The sequence below is a fragment of the Achromobacter sp. 1011791174 genome, from assembly GCF_059760925.1.
The window spans coordinates 15,346-30,741 of sequence record NZ_JCBANH010000021.1; the positions used below are offsets into that span (position 1 = coordinate 15,346).

Sequence of the window (15,396 nt, forward strand, 5' to 3'; positions counted from 1 at the left end):
GCCGCCCTGCCCGCCCCGGCGTGCCATGCCGCTGTTGCGCCAGCGCAGGAAGAATGATGAATATGGCAATCGCGCAACAAGACCGACATATTTTATTGTCACTATGGATAATCTTGTCACTGATCGTATCTGACGCACCGGCGATGAACTCTCTTCACGCTTTGCCCCGGCCGGTTGCGGCCGGCGCTCCCCATTCCATTCCGGCAGTGGGGTCTGGTCACGCCAGTCTGGCCGGCATCTTGCGCGAACGCCTCCTGCAACCCCGCTTCCAACCCGTCATCGACCTGGCCCAAAGCCGCATCTACGGCCATGAAAGCCTGATCCGCGGCCCGTTGGACTCGGCGCTGCACTTTCCCGACGCCCTGTTTGCCGAGGCCCGCCGCCAGGGCCTGCATCCCCAGCTGGAACTGGCCAGCTTCCGCGCCGGCGCCCATGGCTTCCATGAAGCACGTGCCCAGGGCAAGCTGTTCCTGAACCTGTCCGGCTCCGCCCTGATCCATTACTGGACGCTGTGGGGCGACGAAATGCCGCTGCGGCTGCTCAAGGATTGCGCGCTCGAACCCACCAGCATCATCGTCGAGCTGACCGAGCAGGATCCGCTGTCCGAGCACATGGCCGCGCTGGGCGGCGCCTTCGCCTGCCTGCGCGACTACGGCATGCGCATCGCGCTGGACGACTACGGCGTGGGCAATTCCAACCTGCAGCTGTGGGCCGAGATGCAGCCCGATCTGGTCAAGATCGACCGCTACTTCTTCCGTGGCATCGGCCAGGACGACCGCAAGCAGAACATGGTGCGCGCCATCCTCAAGGTCGCCCAGCACCTGGGCACCGCCATCGTGGCCGAAGGCATCGAGACGGCCGAGGACCTGGCCGTGGTGCGCGAGCTGGACATCCGCTACGCCCAGGGCTGGCTGCTGGGCCGCCCCGAAGAGGCGCTGCTGACCGAGCTGACGCAGCCGCTGCGCGATTCGCTGCGGGTGCGCACGCCCACGCCACTGGCCCAACGCTCGGCGGGCGGCACCGCCGCCAGCCTGAAGGTCGAGGCGCCCGCCGCCCTGCTGGACAAGCACACCAATGACGACGTGCACCGCCTGTTCATGGAACACAAGCACCTGCACGCCGTGGCCGTGATCGACGCCGACAACCGCCCGGTCGGCATCATCAACCGCCGCGATTTCTCCGAGCACTACGCGCAGCGCTACACGCGCGAGCTGTTCGGCCGGGACACCTGCTCCACCTTCATGAACGGCGAGCCGGTGCTGGTCGATCTGAACGTATCGATCGACCAGCTCAGCCACGTACTGATCTCCGAAGACCAGCGCTACCTGATGGACGGGCTGATCATCACCCGCGACGGCCGCTACGACGGCCTGGCCACCGGCGAGACGCTGGTGCGCTCGGTCACCGAGATGCGCATCGAGGCCGCCCGCTACGCCAACCCGCTGACCTCGCTGCCCGGCAACATCCCCATCAGCCGGCACATCGCCACCCTGCTGGACGACGCCGAGGACTTCACCGTCTGTTATGGCGACCTGAACAACTTCAAGCCCTTCAACGACGTCTATGGCTACTGGCGCGGCGACGACATGATCCTGCTGACCGCCGAGGTCATCAAGCGGCATTGCGATCCGCTGCGCGACTTCGTCGGTCATGTCGGCGGCGACGATTTCGTGGTGCTGCTGCGCAGCCCCGACTGGATGGAGCGGGTGCAGCGCATCATCGCCGAATTCAACGACCGTGCCATGGACCTCTACGACGACGAAGGCCGCCGCAACGGCGGCATCGAGGCCGAGGACCGCTACGGCGTGCCGCGCTTCTTCCCCTTCGTGACCCTCGGCGTGGGCGCGCTGACGGTCACGCCTTCCCTATGCGAGCGCATCCGCCCGGAGGACATCGCGTCGGCCGCCGCGCACGTCAAGCACAAGGTCAAGCATGGGAACCTGTCGCTGGTGAGCGAGCGCTATGGCGGCGGATCCCTGGCGCAGCTCGCCGGCGGCTGAGGCCTGCCGCGCCTCGTCCTCGCCTTCGGCGATCTGGAACACCGCCACGGCGCGCCGCAGGGCCTGCGCCTGACTTTCCAGCGCGGCAGCCGCCGCCGCCGTCTGCTCGACCATGGCGGCGTTCTCCTGCGTGGAGCGCTCCACGTCGGCCACGGCCAGGTTGACCGAGGCGATGCCCGCGGCCTGCTCGGCCGTGGCGCTGGAGATCTCGGCCACGATCTGCGTCACGCGGTCCACCGACACCATCATGTCGCGCATCGTGTCGCCGGCCAGGCCCACCTGACGCACGCCGGCCTCGACCCGCGCCGCCGAATCGTCGATCAGGCCCTTGATTTCCTTGGCCGCCTGCGCGCTGCGCTGGGCCAGCGAACGCACCTCGCCCGCCACCACGGCGAAGCCCTTGCCCTGCTCGCCGGCGCGCGCTGCCTCGACCGCCGCGTTCAGCGCCAGGATATTGGTCTGGAAGGCGATGCTGTCGACCACGCCCACGATCTCGCCGATGCGCCGCGCGCTGTCGGCGATGCCGCGCATGCTCTGCACCACTTCGTCGACCGCCTGGCCGCCGCGCTGGGCCAGTTGCGTGGCGCTCTGCGCCTGGCGGCTGGCCTGGTCGGCGTTGCCAGCGGTCAGCTGCACGGTGTGCGCCAGTTGCGTCATGTTGGCGGCGGCTTCCTGCAAGGAGCCTGCCTGGCGCGCGGTGCGGTCGGACATGTCGGCGCCGCCCGCGGCGATCTCGCCCGAGCCGGTATGGATCTCCTCGACGCCGTGGCGCACCGAGGCCACCGCCTCGGTCAAGCCGGTCTGCATGCGGCGCATGGCCGAATACAGCACGCCGATCTCGTTGTCGCCACGCAGCGCGATCGCGCCGGTCAGGTCGCCGTCGGCGATGCGGTCGAAATGCGCGCCGGCCTCGTTCAGCGGGCGCAGGATGCCGCGCCGGAACGCCAGCCGGATCAGCACGGCCAGCAGCACCACCAGCCCCAGCACCACCGCCGCCACCAGGATAACCCTGGCCAGGGTATCGCTGGCGCCGGCTACCGCCGCCTCGCCGCGCTGGCGGGCATAGGCCTGGTAGGCCTCGGCCTGCCTGACGTAGGCGCTGCCGCTGCCCGGCAGCACCTTGTCGACCAGGCGATTCACCTCGATGCCGTTCCAGCCCTGTATCGCCTTCTGCATGGGCGCCAGGGTCTGGTCGGCGAAGGCCGCATAGGCGGCCAGCATCTGGTCGAACAGCGGCGCGCCCTGCGCGCTGGCGTCCGGATTGGCGCGCAGCCGCGCCAGGCTGTCGGCGGCCTGCTTGAGCAGGGTCTCGGACTGCTTGAGCGAGGCATTGCGCGCCTCTTCCAGCCCGCCTTCCATCGCCGTCTTGGCATCGGTCAGCGCCGCGCGCGCCTGGAACAGCCGGCTGGTCATGTCGGCCAGGTCGCTGGCGCGCTCGATGCTGCCCTTGCCCAGCGCTTCAATATCGGCGCGATTGTCGCGCAGCACCGCGATGCCCGCGGCGGCGGCCGCCGCGAACAGCACCACGAACAAGGCCAGGATCGCCGACAAGGCCGTGGTGACTCTCAGATTCTTCCGCATATTCATCCTATCGCCCTGCCTCCAGGGCACATCGCGGATGATTATGCGGACGCAGTTTGGCAAATTCTTGACACAACCCGGCCCCTTGCATGACAAACCCTTGTCATGATCGCGCGCTTAGGCGCGGAGCAAGGCCGTGTTAATGAATTGTGAATTGGCAGCCCCGGCGCCTTGCGGCACAGTCCATCCTGTACCGAATTTCCATCCATCACGATCCAAGAAGCCCCCATGCCCCAAGCCTCCCACGCCTACCAGGACATCCGCGAAGCCGTGCGCGACCTGTGTTCCCAGTTCCCCGGCGAGTACTTCCGCAAGATCGACGAAGAACGCGGCTATCCCGAGACATTCGTCCGCGCGCTGACCGAGGCCGGCTGGCTGGCCGCGCTGATCCCCCAGGAATACGGCGGCTCCGGCCTGGGCCTGACCGAGGCCTCGGTCATCATGGAGGAAATCAACCGCAGCGGCGGCAATTCCGGCGCCTGCCACGGCCAGATGTACAACATGGGCACGCTGCTGCGCCACGGCTCCGAGGCGCAGAAGCGCGAATACCTGCCGCGCATCGCCACCGGCGAGCTGCGCCTGCAGTCGATGGGCGTGACCGAACCCACCACCGGCACCGACACCACCAAGATCAAGACCACCGCCGTGCGCCGAGGCGACCGCTACGTGATCAACGGCCAGAAGGTCTGGATCTCGCGCGTGCAGCACTCCGACCTGATGATCCTGCTGGCGCGCACCACGCCGCTGGATCAGGTGACGCGCAAGTCCGAGGGCATGTCGATCTTCCTGGTGGATCTGCACCACGCGATCAAGCACGGCATGACGGTGCGCCCGATTCCCAACATGGTCAATCACGAGACCAACGAACTGTTCTTCGACAACCTGGAAATCCCGGTCGAGAACCTGATCGGCGAGGAAGGCAAGGGTTTCAAGTACATCCTGGACGGCCTGAACGCCGAGCGCACGCTGATCGCCGCCGAATGCATCGGCGACGGCTACTGGTTCATCGACAAGGTCGCGGCCTACGCCAAGGAGCGCACCGTGTTCGGCCGCCCCATCGGTCAGAACCAGGGCGTGCAGTTTCCCATCGCGCGCGCCTACGTCAACGTCGAGGCCGCCAACCTGATGCGCTTCGAAGCCTGCCGCCTGTTCGACGCCCACGAGCCCTGCGGCGCGCAGGCCAACATGGCCAAGCTGCTGGCCGCCGACGCCTCCTGGGAAGCAGCCAACGCCTGCCTGCAGTTCCACGGCGGCTTCGGCTTCGCCAACGAATACGATGTGGAGCGCAAGTTCCGCGAGACCCGTCTGTATCAGGTGGCGCCGATCTCCACCAACCTGATCCTGTCCTACGTGGCCGAACACATTCTGGGCCTGCCCCGCTCCTTCTGACGATGACAAACGCCTCCCACACCCCCCACCTGAGCGCCGAGCTGGCCGCCTTCGCGGCCGGGCTGCGCTACGAGGACATTCCCGCGCCGGTGCTGCGGCGCGCCGAGGATCTGCTGCTGGACTGCCTGGCCTCCATCCTGGCTGGCGCCTCGGCGCCAGCGGTGCTGGCGATCGAGCGCTATGCCGCCGCCATGGGCCCGGCCGACGGCCCCAGCGAGGTGCTGATCACCCGCCGGCGCACCACGCCGCTGTTCGCGGCCATGGTCAATGCCGCCGCCGCGCACGTGGTCGAGCAGGATGACGTGCACAACGGCTCGGTGTTCCACCCCGCCGCCGTGGTGTTCCCGCCAGCGCTGGCCGTGGCCCAGGCGCTGGGGCGCTCGGGACGCGACCTGCTGACCGCCGCCGTGGCCGGCTACGAGGTCGGCATCCGCGTCGGCGAATTTCTCGGCCGTTCGCACTACAAGATCTTTCACACCACCGGCACCGCCGGCACCATCGCCGCCGCCGTCACCGTGGGCCGGCTGCTGAACCTGGACGCCGGGCAGATGCTGCACGCGCTGGGCTCGGCCGGCACCCAGGCGGCCGGGTTATGGGAATTCCTGCGCGACGCCGCCGATTCCAAGCAGCTGCACACCGCCAAGGCCGCCGCCGACGGCCTGACCGCCGCCTACCTGGCGCGCGACGGATTCACCGGCGCCCGCCACATCCTGGAAGGCCCCCAGGGCATGGCCGCGGGCATGTCGCGCGACGCCGATCCGTCCAAGCTGTGCGACCGGCTGGGCACGCGCTGGGCGTTGGCCGAAACCTCGTTCAAGTACCACGCCTCCTGCCGCCACACGCATCCGGCGGCCGATGCGCTGCAACAGGCGCTGCGCGAGCATGGACTGAGCCCGGACGATATCGAGCGCGTGGTCACGCACGTGCACCAGGGCGCGATCGACGTGCTGGGGCCGGTGACCGATCCGCGCACCGTGCATCAATCCAAGTTCTCGATGGGCACGGTGCTGGCGCTGGTTGCGCTGCAGGGCCGCGCCGGGCTGGCGGAATTCGACGCCGGACTGGACGATGAACGGGTGGCGGCGTTCCGCCAACGCGTCGTAATGGAGCTGGATCCCGAAGTGGACGCCGCCTACCCCCAGCGCTGGATCGGCAAGGTCACGGTCCATACCCGCGACGGGCGCCAGTTGCGCAGCCGCGTGGACGAACCCAAGGGCGATCCCGGCAACACGCTGTCCCGCGCCGAGATCGAAGACAAGACGCTGCGCCTGGGACGCTACGCCGACGCCGCCACGGAAGGCGAACTGCGCACGCTGATCGACACGGTGTGGAGCCTTGAAAAGGCGCAGACCCTGGGGCAGCTGCTGGGTTGAAGCCGGCGGGACGGCCCAGCCCGGAACGGGCCTGGGCTGTCACGGACTGGCCACGCATCGCGCGCCAGCCCGCTCAAAGGTTGAGTCAGCCGGCCAGCGCGGCCCGCTGTGCCCGCACCAGCCCGGCGATGCCGCCCTCGGCCAGCTCCAGCATACGGTCCAGCTCTGCGCGGGTGAAGGTCGCGCCCTCGCCCGTGCCCTGCACTTCCACGAACGCGCCGCCGCCCGTCATGATGACGTTAACGTCGGCGTCGCAGGCCGAATCTTCCTCGTAATCCAGGTCCAGCACCGGGCGGCCCTGCACCAGCCCCACGGACACCGCCGCCACCGCGTCGCGAATCGGGCTGGCGGCCAGGTCGCCTCGCTTCATCAGCAGCGCGATCGCGTCGGACGCCGCCACCCAGGCGCCGGTGATGCTGGCGCAGCGCGTGCCGCCATCGGCCTGCAGCACATCGCAGTCCAGGTGCAGCGTGCGCTCGCCCAGCGCGCGCATGTCGAACACCGCCCGCAGGCTGCGGCCGATCAGGCGCTGGATTTCCTGGGTGCGGCCGCTCTGCTTGCCGCGCGCGGCCTCGCGATCGCCGCGCGTGTGCGTGGCGCGTGGCAACATGCCGTATTCGGCCGTGACCCAGCCCTCGCCCTTGCCCTTGAGGAACGGCGGCACCTTCTCCAGCACGCTGGCCGTGCACAGCACATGGGTGTTGCCGGCCTTGACCAGCACGGAGCCTTCCGCATAGCGCGTGAAGCCGCGCTCCAGGCTGAAGGGGCGCAATTCGTCGACGGCGCGGCCAGACGGGCGGGCAATGGCGGGGGTTGTGGTCACGATGACTCCAAGGCAAGAATTCAGATGGCGGCATTGTAAGGGCTTGCGTCCGGACGAAACCCGGCGCCCTGCCCGGTAACACCGCAAAATGCGGCGGCATGGAGTATCCTGCCGCGATATTGGCGCTCGTGCGCCCGCGAACGCCCTGTGCAGGCGGCCGCGACGCGCCATCCCTCCGGCAAAGAACAGGATAGACACACCATGATCCGCAGCATGACCGCCTTCGGCAACGCCAAGGCAGACCTGGAGCAAGGCACGCTGGCGCTCGAACTGCGCAGCGTCAACAGCCGCTTCCTCGACCTGTATTTCCGCCTGCCCGACGAGCTGCGCCATGTGGAAACGCCGCTGCGCGAACTGCTGACGGCGCAACTGGCGCGCGGCAAGGTCGAGATCCGCGTGTCCTTCACGCGCAATGCCAGCGCCGACATGTCCCGGCTCGACCCGGCCTGGCTCGAGACGCTGTCCGAGCAGCTGCAGGCCGCGCGCCGCATCCTGCCGGACATCGCCTCGCCCCGCCTGGTGGAACTGTTCAACTGGCCTGGCCAACGCGGCAACGACGCGCTCGATCCTCAGGTCTGGGGCGCCGCCTGCCTGCAGGCCGCCCAGCAGGCGCTGACGCAGTTGCAGGAGGGCCGCGAGCGCGAAGGCCTGCGCCTGGCCGCGATGATGCGCGAGTGCGCCGACGGCGTGGGCCGCATCGTCGAGACCGTGGAAAGCCACCTGCCCCAATTGCTGGCCGAGCATCGCGAGAAGCTGGCCGCCAAGCTGCGCGAGAGCGTGGAAACCGCCTTCCCCGGCGGCTTCAATCACATCTCGGGCGCCGAGCTGTCCGAACGGCTGGCCCAGGAAGCCAATCTGTTCGCGCTGCGCATCGACGTGGCCGAAGAGCTGTCGCGACTGCGCTCGCATCTGGAAGAACTGCGCCACCTGCTGGGCGACGGCGGCGGCAAGCCGGCGTCGGGCAAGAAGAACGCCGGCAGCGCCGGCAAGCGGCTGGATTTCCTGTTCCAGGAAATGAACCGCGAAGCCAATACGCTGGGCTCCAAGGCCGGCAGCATGGACGTGACGCGCGCGGCCATGGATCTGAAGCTGCTGATCGAGCAGATGCGGGAACAGGCCCAGAACATCGAGTAAGGCGCGGCGGTTAGCGAGAACTGCCGCTCCTCCGGGCAGCGACGCATGCACACGGCAAAAAAATGCACCGAGGCATCACGCCCCGGTGCACAAGGCCAGAAGAAAACCATCCCAAGCGATCGCCATGAGGCCGTGAGCGGCCTCGGGTTCAATGCAAACGGCGGATCAAGACCGCACTATGGGCTTGAGCGTGTCCCAAGCATCAATCGGGCCGGGATTGCCGGTCTGGCTGCCGCCGCCAAACAGGACGGCGGCCTTGTGAACCGCATTGATCGCTGTGGTCACGGCCCCTTCGGCCCACCCTCCCGTCCACGACACATCGTCGCCCGCCAGGATGAATCCATACGGCGCATTGTCTTCAATGCCCTGCATGAATTGGGAGAATATCCTCCGCTGATATTCATACTGCCCAGGCAAATTCATCTTGAACGCGCCAAGATAATGGGGCTCATTTTCCCAACTCATTTTCGCGAAGGTATCCGAGCCTGCGTAAAAACCGCTGATGTCGGCCTTTGGATAGATGGATTCCAGCAGATTGGTGCACAGCGTTTCCGGGGCGGGAAGATGCCCCTGGAATTTGAGCGCATCGTCATTCCATGTATAGGAAAGGAACATTCCGCTGCCCCGGTAGGCGCCCAGGCTGGGGCCATAGTCCACTAGGTAGGTGCCCCGGGTCAGCCGGTCGGACAGGGTGACGCTCATTTTCCGCTTGCCGTCGACGGGATCGCGTTCCTCCCAGAACGGCGTCGTCGTCGACGCGAAGATCTTGGTCGACTGCATGTAATGGGTATTCATCACCGCCTCCCACGTTCCCTCGGGCAGCAGCGGATTCATCTGCTCGAGGCTCGCGGCGCCATCGGCATAGCGCAGCTTGTCGAGCACGCGCACATGGGGCGTGTAGACAACGCAGTCGAATTCCCGGCTGAACGCCTCCTGCGTACGCGTGTCGACGAACTTCACCGTGAAGCCGCCGCCCGGCTTGGGCGCGATATGCCGGACTTCCTTGCAGAACGGATCGGGCATCGCCTGCCGGGTCAGCGTTTCCACGCTGGTACCCGCGGGCCAGTGCGCCACGTCATCGCCCAGCGTGCTCGCGGGCATGGACCACAAGCGCTCGGGCATGCTGGAGGCCCCGTCATAGGCCAGCCGGTGATCGGCGTCCAGGCCGCCATAGATGACGCGCAGCAATTCCAGGATCGAGTTGGGGAAATCAGTGTTCCACCCGCCCGTTCCAAAGCCGATCTGGCCGAACAGATTGATCTGCGCCTCGTCCCAGCCGGACAGTTCCTGCAGGGCGCGAAGGAAGCTCTTGTCGTCCCAGGTTGCGCCGTTATCGTCGACGATCTTGTTCCAGAGCGTTTTTATCTTGACGAGATCGATGGAGCCTTCCGTCATGGCCGCTTCCATCTCGGCGAAATGGAAGGGCTCGCCGCCGAGAAAAGTCGTGAAGAATTCTTCTTCTATCTGGGCGTACTCGGGAGGCTTCGGAAAATCGTTGCCCGTGGCCTCGTAATAGACGGGTGGCTCGCCCAGGTAGTCGACAACGGTGCTGATCGCGGCTTCCGTCCCGGGGTTTGGAAAATCCCCCATATTGGCTTTCACGCCCACCTTTTCAAAATAATGAAAGAGCGCCTTGGCCGATACGGGAAATCGCATGCCTCCCAGTTCGCAGATAACCCCATCGCCCGGATTTCCCAGTTTCTTTGAATACAGGCGACCGCCAATGCGGTCGGATGCCTCCAGCACCACGGGATGCAGGCCCATGCGCATCAGTTCGTAGGCGCACACCATTCCGGATACTCCGGCGCCCACGACCAGGACCTGCTTGCCATAATGGGCATTGGCAACAGTGCACAGTGCGTTCCTGCCGGATCGGTCCAGGAACTTTCCATATTCAAAGGGAAAATCCGGGATGAGCGCGGTGACATCCGTGCTCCTTGCCCGAGGGGTTCTGAGGGTGCGCGCGGGTATGGAAGACATTGCATTTTCCTTGAGGTTGATAATGGCAGAACAGACGCCGGCATATCACCAGCGACCTGATCCTATGCTAGGTCCACACACCAGGAAAATGAATCTAAAATGATTATTGATTATTCTGATAATAAAACATAACCGCCATTAGAACGATATCATCGAACCATTTCGGAGATTATATTCGCGCGCATCAATATAATAAAAACCACGCTAATCAGGCGTTGATGCGTCGGTGGCCGCTCCGTGCTCCTTAATGCAGGATCTGCTCCAGGAACCGCCGCGTGCGTTCGTGCGCCGGCGCGCCGAACAGTTGTTCCGGCGTCCCGGTTTCCACCACCGCGCCCTGGTCCATGAACACCACCCGATCGGCCACCTGCCGCGCGAAGCCCATCTCGTGCGTGACGCAGATCATGGTCATGCCGTCGGCCGCCAGCGTCAGCATCGTGTCCAGCACTTCCTTCACCATTTCCGGATCCAGCGCCGACGTGGGTTCGTCGAACAGCATGATCCGAGGGTGCATGCACAACGCGCGGGCGATGGCGACGCGCTGCTGCTGGCCGCCCGACAGCTGGCCTGGATACTTGCCGGCCTGGTTGGCCACGCGCACACGGTCCAGGTAAAGCTCGGCACGTTCCCGCGCCTCCTGCCGGGACACGCCCAGGCAGTGCGCCGGGGCCAGCATGCAGTTTTCCAGCACAGTCAGATGGGGGAACAGGTTGAAATTCTGGAACACCATGCCCACATCCCGGCGCGCGCGCGACAACGCCTCGCCGGATTCCGGCAAGGCCTGCCCATGCAACAGGATCTCGCCGTCGGTATAGCCCTCCAGGCCGTTGACGCACCGGATCATGGTGGATTTGCCCGAACCGGAAGGACCGCAGACGATCACGCGCTCTCCTTCCCCGACCTGCAGGTCTATGTCCCTCAAGACATGAAAATCGCCGAAATGCTTGTTGAGCTTGCGCAATTGCACTGCGGGCGTGGCTGGCATGGGAGCATTCATGGCGCGGACCTCCGTGGGATTGGAAAAATGCAGGGTTCAGGCCGCCGCCGCCGCGGTGCGCTTGCGCAGCCAGGCCACCGCCTGCGACGCGCAGGCGCAGATCAGCAGGTACATCGCAGCAACCGCCAGGTACAGCTCGACCAGGCGCGCGTCGCGCTGCGCGATCTTGGACGCCGCGCCCAGCAGGTCGGTAACGGACAGCACATACACCAGCGACGTGTCCTGGAACAGGATGATGGTCTGGGTCAGCAGGATCGGACTGACCGAGCGCAGCACTTGCGGCAGGATCACCAGCCAATAGGTTTTCATCGTGGACATGGACAGGGCGCGGCAGGCTTCGTACTGCCCCTTGGGCACGGCGTTCAGCCCGGCGCGGATGATTTCCGCGTAGTAGGCCGCCTCGAACATCGCGAAGGTGATGAAGGCGGTGTACACCGGCCCGATCGGCACCGGCCTGGGCGCGCCCGTGGCCCACATGAGCAATAGCGGCGCCAGGAAGAAGAACCAGAACAGCACCATGATGAGCGGTATCGCCCGCATCAGCGTCACGTAGCCCGTGGCCAGCGGCGCCAGCAGCGGAACCCGCAAGTGACGCACGAGCGCCAGGGCGATGCCCAGCGCCAGGCCGCAGGCGAAGCTGCTGGCGGTGAGCTTCAGCGAAAACGCCAGGCCGTCCATCAGATACGGCGCAGCGCGGGAAATGACGCCGAAGTCGAAGCTGTCCATGACGGTCTCAGACCTCCTTGAGCGATTTACCGGCGCGGCCACGACTGCGGACGGCGGGCGCCGGCTCATTGCCGGGTATCGTCAGCCGCCGCTCGATCAGGCGCATCACCGCATACACCATCAAGGCCAGCAGCAGATAGGCCAGCGTGGCCGCGCCGAAGGCCTGGAAGGTCTGGAACGTGAATTCGTTGATCTGGCGCGCCTGCGCCGTCAATTCCAGCACGCCGATGGTGAGCGCCACCGAACTGTTCTTGAACACGCCCATCACCTCGCTGGTCAGCGTCGGCACGATGATGCGCAGCGCCTGCGGCAGCAACACCAGCCGGTAGGCTTGCAAACCGCGCATGCCCAGCGCGTCGGCCGCCATGCGCTGGCCGCGCGGCAGCGCTTCCAGGCCGGCCTTGACCTGCTCGGCCACGCGCGCGGCAGTGTAAAGCGCCAGGCCCAGCAGCGCGGGAATCACGCTGCCCCAGGGCGGCGGTATCTCCTTGATCGCCTGGCCCCAGGCGCGCGGCAACAATTCCGGCACGACGAAATACCACACGAACATCTGCACGATCACCGGCACATTGCGGAACACCTCGACGTACAGCCGCGCCGCCAGCGCGACCGGCCTGCTCCTGGCGGTGCGCCCGCAGCCCACCGCCACGCCCAGCGCGAAGGCGATCGCCCAGCCCGCCAGCGCCAGGAACACCGTCCAGCCCAGCCCCGACAGCAGCCAGTCCAGATAGCGTCCGCCGCCGTCGGGCAGTTCTTCGAGCAGTACGCTGAACATAGTCAGAAATCGACTTTGTCGCTGGGATTGGCGATCCGCTCGCGCAGCTTGTCGGAGATGGGGAACGCCAGGTTCACGCCACGCGGCGGAATCGGCGATTCGAACCATTTATGGTAGGCACGCTCGAACGAGCCGTCCTTCATCATGCCGGTCAGCACTCCGTCGACCAGCGACTTGAAGGCCGCGTCGCCCTTCTTGAACATCAGGCCGTAGTAGCCGACCTCGTAGCCGCCTTCCAGGAAGGCATAGGCGGAGGGATCGCGGGCATTGGCGCGCTCGCCGGCCAGCAGGATGTCGTCTTCCAGGAAGGCCGCGGCGCGACCGCTGCCGAGCGTCAGCATCGACTCACCATGGTCCTTGGCCTGGATGACGTTCAGCCCCAGCTTGCCTTCCTCGTTGATGCGACGCACAAAGCCGACCGCGTTCGACCCCTGCGTCACGACCACGGTCTTGCCCGTCAGGTCGGCCGGCGTCTTCAGTCCGGCGTCGGCGCGCGCCAGCCAGCGCGGCTGGCCGGCGAAGGTGGCCACCGAGAACGACACCTGCTTCTGGCGGGCCAGATTGTTGGCCGTGCCGCCGCATTCGATGTCGACTGTGCCATTGACCACCAGCGGGATGCGGTTCGACGAATTCACCGCCACCTGCTTGACGATCAACTTGGGCAGGTCGAGCTGGCGCTGGACGCGTTCGATGATGGCGGCGCACAGGTCCAGGGAGAATCCCACCGGTTTCTGCTCGCCGTCCAGAAACGAGAACGGCACCGAGGATTCGCGGTAGCCCAGCGTCATCGTTCCGGTCTCCTTGATCTTGCCCAGCGTGCCCTCCAGTGGCTGCGCCCAGGCGCTGGAGACGCCCAGCAAGGCGGCGCCCATGGCGACGGACCAGCGACGCAGGTGATGGATGTTCATGATGTTCCCCTTGATGTTCAGACATCTCGCCGGATCGATGTCCGGCTGTTGCGCGCGCCGACAGCGGCGCGCCGTCAGGCCAAGGTCCGCGTCCGCAGCCCGGCTTCCACCAGCTGGGCGAAACGATCCACGTCGTCCGCCGCATTGAAGAGTCCGAACGAGACGCGGATGCCGTCCCGTTCGGGCGACACCCGCACGCCCTCGCCCGTCAGATACTCCAACCATGGCTGCGTCGGCAGCGCCAATACGTAGATGTGGGCGCGTCGGGCGCGTTCGCGCGGACCGACCAGCTTCACGCCAAGCGCGTCCATCCGTTCGATCAAACGATCCCCCAGCGCCAGCACGTGAGCCTCGATGCCGGCCACGCCCACGCTCTCGATCAGATCCAGCGCCGCCTCCAGCGCGTGGATGTCGGGCAGGTTGTAGTTGCCCGTCTCGAAGCGCCCAGCGTCCTCGCGCAAGCCCAGGTCGGATGGGTCGGCGACCAGATCGGCGGGCGGACGCGCCAATGCCGACAAGGCCAGGTACGCGGGGCGCATCTGGCCCAACAGGTCCTGGTCCACGTACAGCAGGCCCAGCCCCTGCGGCACCAGCAGCCCCTTGTGGCACCCCGCCGCCAGGATGGAAATCCCCATGGCCTTGACATCGATCGGCACCACGCCCGCCGACTGCATCGCGTCCACCACCATCGGCACGCCGCGCTCGCGGCACAGCGCGCCGATGCCGGCGATATCGTGCCGATGGCCAGCGTGGAAGGTGACGTGCGACAAGGACACCGCGCGCGTGCGGGCGTCCATGTGCGGCGCGAACAGCGCCGCATCGGCCACGCCCCGCCGCAGCGGGATGAACTGCACCTCGACGCCCTGGCGGACCAGGTTGAGCCAGGCATAGGCATTGTTCGGATGGTCGCCTTCAATCAACAGCACCTTGTCGCCGCGCGTCAGGCCCAATGCGTTGGCCGCGATGTTCAGTCCTTCCGAGGTGTTCTTGGTGAAAGCGACTTCGCCAGGCTGCGCGCCGAGGAAGGCCGCCACGCGGGCGCGCACCTGCTCCACTCGCCGCAGCCAGGCGGGTTTGGGGCCGCCATGGAGGTTCGCCGCTTGATAGAAAGCGTCCAGCGCCTGGCGCACCGGCGTAGCCAGCGGCGTCTGGTGCGCGGCGTCCAGATAGAGCATGTGCTGACGCACCGGAAAATGCTGGCGCAAGGCATCGAAGGTCGCGGAATAAGTCATGGCGGCGTGGTCCGGAAAAGGATGGAATGGCCGGGGTCAATCAAGCCGGAATGCCGCGATCTTGCGGCCCGGCCCATGCTCCAGGAAGACGACCGACACGCGCCGCCCAGCCAGAGACTCGCTATCCAGCGGCGCGCCCGGCAACTGGCCGTACAGGCACGGCCCCTCGTCCAGCTCGATGGCGGCGAACACATAGGGCGCGTCGGCATTGAAGCCGTCGTGGTGGGTGCGGCGCACGGTGGTGTGCGAGATCACCCTGCCCTGTCCGCTGGACTGCACCCACTCCAGTCCATCGGCGCGGCAATACGGGCAGCACACGCGCGGATAGAACACATGCCGGTCGCAGGCGCCGCAGTGCTGGATCAACAGCCTGCCCTGGTTGCAGCCGTCCCAAAAGGGCCGGTTGAGCGCATTGATACGAGGTAGCGGCTTGAAGGGGTTGCCCACATCCGTTCCGGGAGAGGCGCAAGACGCGGCG

At 66.4% G+C, this 15,396-nt stretch carries 12 protein-coding genes and 1 pseudogene; 4 read left to right on the forward strand and 9 right to left on the reverse strand.

Annotated features, from left to right (window positions below; all coding sequences use genetic code 11):
- Positions 1-143: 143 nt before the first annotated feature.
- Positions 144-2,000, forward strand: a complete 1,857-nt coding sequence (locus AC6LJ5_RS10225) for an EAL domain-containing protein (protein ID WP_392411099.1) — start codon at positions 144-146, stop codon at positions 1,998-2,000.
- Between the two features lie 147 nt (positions 2,001-2,147).
- Here the strand turns inward: AC6LJ5_RS10225 and AC6LJ5_RS10230 are convergent.
- Positions 2,148-3,587, reverse strand: a pseudogene (locus AC6LJ5_RS10230) (methyl-accepting chemotaxis protein); the annotation flags it as partial.
- Positions 3,588-3,809: 222 nt separating this feature from the next.
- On the opposite strand from AC6LJ5_RS10230, the gene AC6LJ5_RS10235 reads away from it, so the two are divergent.
- Both AC6LJ5_RS10235 and AC6LJ5_RS10240 read left to right on the forward strand, forming a co-directional pair.
- Entirely contained in the window at positions 3,810-4,970 is a 1,161-nt protein-coding gene (locus AC6LJ5_RS10235; protein ID WP_103274522.1) for an acyl-CoA dehydrogenase family protein, read from the forward strand.
- Positions 4,967-6,343, forward strand: coding sequence for an MmgE/PrpD family protein (locus AC6LJ5_RS10240; protein WP_392411106.1), 1,377 nt, complete (start codon positions 4,967-4,969; stop codon positions 6,341-6,343). The genes AC6LJ5_RS10235 and AC6LJ5_RS10240 overlap by 4 nt, the downstream gene beginning before the upstream one ends.
- 85 nt (positions 6,344-6,428) lie before the next feature.
- Here AC6LJ5_RS10240 and rph read toward each other — a convergent pair whose 3' ends face one another.
- Positions 6,429-7,166, reverse strand: coding sequence for a ribonuclease PH (rph, locus tag AC6LJ5_RS10245; RefSeq protein ID WP_103274523.1), 738 nt, complete (start codon positions 7,164-7,166; stop codon positions 6,429-6,431).
- Positions 7,167-7,367: 201 nt separating this feature from the next.
- Between rph and AC6LJ5_RS10250 the strand changes: the two genes are divergently transcribed.
- Entirely contained in the window at positions 7,368-8,300 is a 933-nt protein-coding gene (locus AC6LJ5_RS10250) for a YicC/YloC family endoribonuclease (RefSeq protein ID WP_498140398.1), read from the forward strand.
- 165 nt (positions 8,301-8,465) lie between these two features.
- Here the strand turns inward: AC6LJ5_RS10250 and AC6LJ5_RS10255 are convergent, their stop codons facing one another.
- The 7 genes from AC6LJ5_RS10255 to AC6LJ5_RS10285 all read right to left on the reverse strand — a co-directional run bounded on the left by AC6LJ5_RS10255 (position 8,466) and on the right by AC6LJ5_RS10285 (position 15,365).
- On the reverse strand, positions 8,466-10,280 hold the full coding sequence (locus AC6LJ5_RS10255; protein WP_498140399.1) for a flavin monoamine oxidase family protein: 1,815 nt from the start codon (positions 10,278-10,280) through the stop codon (positions 8,466-8,468).
- 244 nt (positions 10,281-10,524) lie between these two features.
- Positions 10,525-11,277 (reverse strand): amino acid ABC transporter ATP-binding protein, encoded by a 753-nt coding sequence (locus tag AC6LJ5_RS10260; protein ID WP_498140400.1) that lies wholly within the window; start codon positions 11,275-11,277, stop codon positions 10,525-10,527.
- Between the two features lie 36 nt (positions 11,278-11,313).
- Positions 11,314-12,003 carry an amino acid ABC transporter permease gene (locus AC6LJ5_RS10265; RefSeq protein ID WP_498140401.1) on the reverse strand — a complete coding sequence of 230 codons (690 nt, stop codon included), beginning with the start codon at positions 12,001-12,003 and terminating at the stop codon, positions 11,314-11,316.
- A gap of 7 nt (positions 12,004-12,010) precedes the next feature.
- Positions 12,011-12,778, reverse strand: a complete 768-nt coding sequence (locus tag AC6LJ5_RS10270; protein WP_498140402.1) for an amino acid ABC transporter permease — start codon at positions 12,776-12,778, stop codon at positions 12,011-12,013.
- Between the two features lie 2 nt (positions 12,779-12,780).
- Positions 12,781-13,686 carry a transporter substrate-binding domain-containing protein gene (locus AC6LJ5_RS10275; RefSeq protein ID WP_498140403.1) on the reverse strand — a complete coding sequence of 302 codons (906 nt, stop codon included), beginning with the start codon at positions 13,684-13,686 and terminating at the stop codon, positions 12,781-12,783.
- 74 nt (positions 13,687-13,760) lie between these two features.
- Positions 13,761-14,918: an aminotransferase class V-fold PLP-dependent enzyme gene (locus AC6LJ5_RS10280; RefSeq protein WP_498140404.1), complete on the reverse strand. Its 1,158-nt coding sequence runs from the start codon at positions 14,916-14,918 to the stop codon at positions 13,761-13,763.
- 36 nt (positions 14,919-14,954) lie between these two features.
- On the reverse strand, positions 14,955-15,365 hold the full coding sequence (locus tag AC6LJ5_RS10285) for a Zn-ribbon domain-containing OB-fold protein (protein WP_498140405.1): 411 nt from the start codon (positions 15,363-15,365) through the stop codon (positions 14,955-14,957).
- Positions 15,366-15,396: the final 31 nt, after the last annotated feature.